3 protein-coding genes and 1 pseudogene are annotated in these 1688 nt (G+C 20.4%); all 4 read left to right on the forward strand.

The window, feature by feature from the left end:
• A partial coding sequence (locus LUA84_RS00005) for a hypothetical protein (protein WP_231433856.1) occupies nucleotides 1-199 on the forward strand: 199 nt, incomplete at its 5' end.
• Between the two features lie 252 nt (nucleotides 200-451).
• On the forward strand, nucleotides 452-691 hold the full coding sequence (locus LUA84_RS00010; protein ID WP_231433857.1) for a hypothetical protein: 240 nt from the start codon (nucleotides 452-454) through the stop codon (nucleotides 689-691).
• A gap of 64 nt (nucleotides 692-755) precedes the next feature.
• Nucleotides 756-896, forward strand: a pseudogene (locus LUA84_RS04890) (hypothetical protein); the annotation flags it as partial.
• A 367-nt stretch (nucleotides 897-1263) separates the two neighbouring features.
• Entirely contained in the window at nucleotides 1264-1488 is a 225-nt protein-coding gene (locus tag LUA84_RS00015) for a hypothetical protein (protein ID WP_231433858.1), read from the forward strand.
• Nucleotides 1489-1688 lie beyond the last annotated feature (200 nt).

A 1688-nucleotide genomic window follows, 5' to 3' on the forward strand; every position in this document is an offset into this window, starting at 1 on the left:
GATATTTTATAAAATTCTCAATAAAATAGAATATTATGATAACAAATTCAATAATAGATTATTTTGTAGTCGGATTATGAAAGAATATCCAATAAAAATAAAAATCTTATTGTTGATGGAAGATATTTTGAGGAAGATTATATTCCATATGAAATTAAATTTAGAGATAAAGAAAAAGAAATTATATTATCAAATATAAATTTATTTTTAAATAGAAATACTGGAAGTAACTTATTTTTATATGGAACTACAGGTACTGGAAAAATATTAATAGCTAGATAGTTAAATAAGGGTATATCCTTTAATNCAGCAAAAAATAAACTGAAAGTAAAGGTTGCTTATATAAATTGTAAACAGGTATTATCAGATGATGTAGATTATTATATATTTAAGAGAAAATAGTGAAGAATTAGCAAATATAAATATAAAAAGTGGAGTTAGAAAGAATGATATGTATGAAAATATATATAAATTTATAATTAATAATGATTATAAATTAAGAAGAATATTAGATGAGGTAGAGAATATATTTAGAAAGTCAGAAAACACAGAAATATTATATCTATTATTAAGAAACTATGATATAAACTTTTTAAATAGGATAAGACTAATATTAATTTCTAATTCTCCATCTTTTATATCTCAATTAGATCAAAGAATAAAATCTTCTTTTTCTTCAATAATCCAGTAAGGTTTTCTCCATATAATTATTATGAATTGAGGGAAATTCTAAAAGATAGAGCAAGAAAGCACTAAAACCAGGTTCTATATCTGAAGAAGATATAAATTATATATCTGCAAAGGTTTCTAAAGAATTTTCTGGAGATGCCAGGATTGCAATAAATGTATTAAGATTAGCAGNAACATTGCATATAATAAAAATAAAGAAAAAATGATAAGGGAGAAGAAGAGATGCAGATTTCTAGTGTTGATTTAAATATATTTGAGTCTATGGTAAGTACTTTAAATAAAACACAAAAACTAATATTATTGGCTTAAGTAAAAGAACAAATAAAAAATGAAGATTTTGTAACATCTAATAATTTATATGAGGAATATGTAAATTTATCTAATAATTTTGGAATATCCATATCAGTTAAAACAGAAGTATAAAAAAATTTAAAGAAAATAGAAAGAATATTTGGTGAATTGCATTGAAATAAAAATAATATCTAATGGAAAAAATGGTGTNAACAAACTAATAAAGATAATATCTGATGCTGATAATCTTAAAAAAATATATGAAAAAATAAAAAAAGATATATGAATAAGGATGATTTAATAAAATTATTATGGAAAAATAATATATTTATTGAAAAAAAGGCTTATGATCTTTTAAGCTCTTTAAAAGAGGAGGATTTTGATATTATATTTAAAGAAGCAATTAAAAGTAATATAAATAGGATAGATGAAGATTTTATTAATAGAATAATTGGAAAAAATTCTAATACTTTTAAAAAAATGTTGAAAAGAAGGAAAATAATATAAATAAAAAACAAAATAAGGTAAATATTAAAGATTTTTTTAATATAAAGGAAAACAAACAAAATGTAGAAAAAGAAAGTAATAATGTAATTCTTATAGAAAGTACAAAGAAACATATTGGAGAAGAAATTGAATTATCAGTAAAGAAATGAAGGAAACAAAAGAAATAAATATTCTAAAAAAGTTTGAAATACAAAAGAATA

The sequence above is a fragment of the Candidatus Nanopusillus massiliensis genome, from assembly GCF_920984865.1.

Coding starts and splice junctions, on each gene's coding strand:
- LUA84_RS00010 (WP_231433857.1), top strand. CDS start 452: ATGTATGAAAATATATATAAATTTATAATTAATAATGATTATAAATTA.
- LUA84_RS00015 (WP_231433858.1), top strand. CDS start 1,264: ATGAATAAGGATGATTTAATAAAATTATTATGGAAAAATAATATATTT.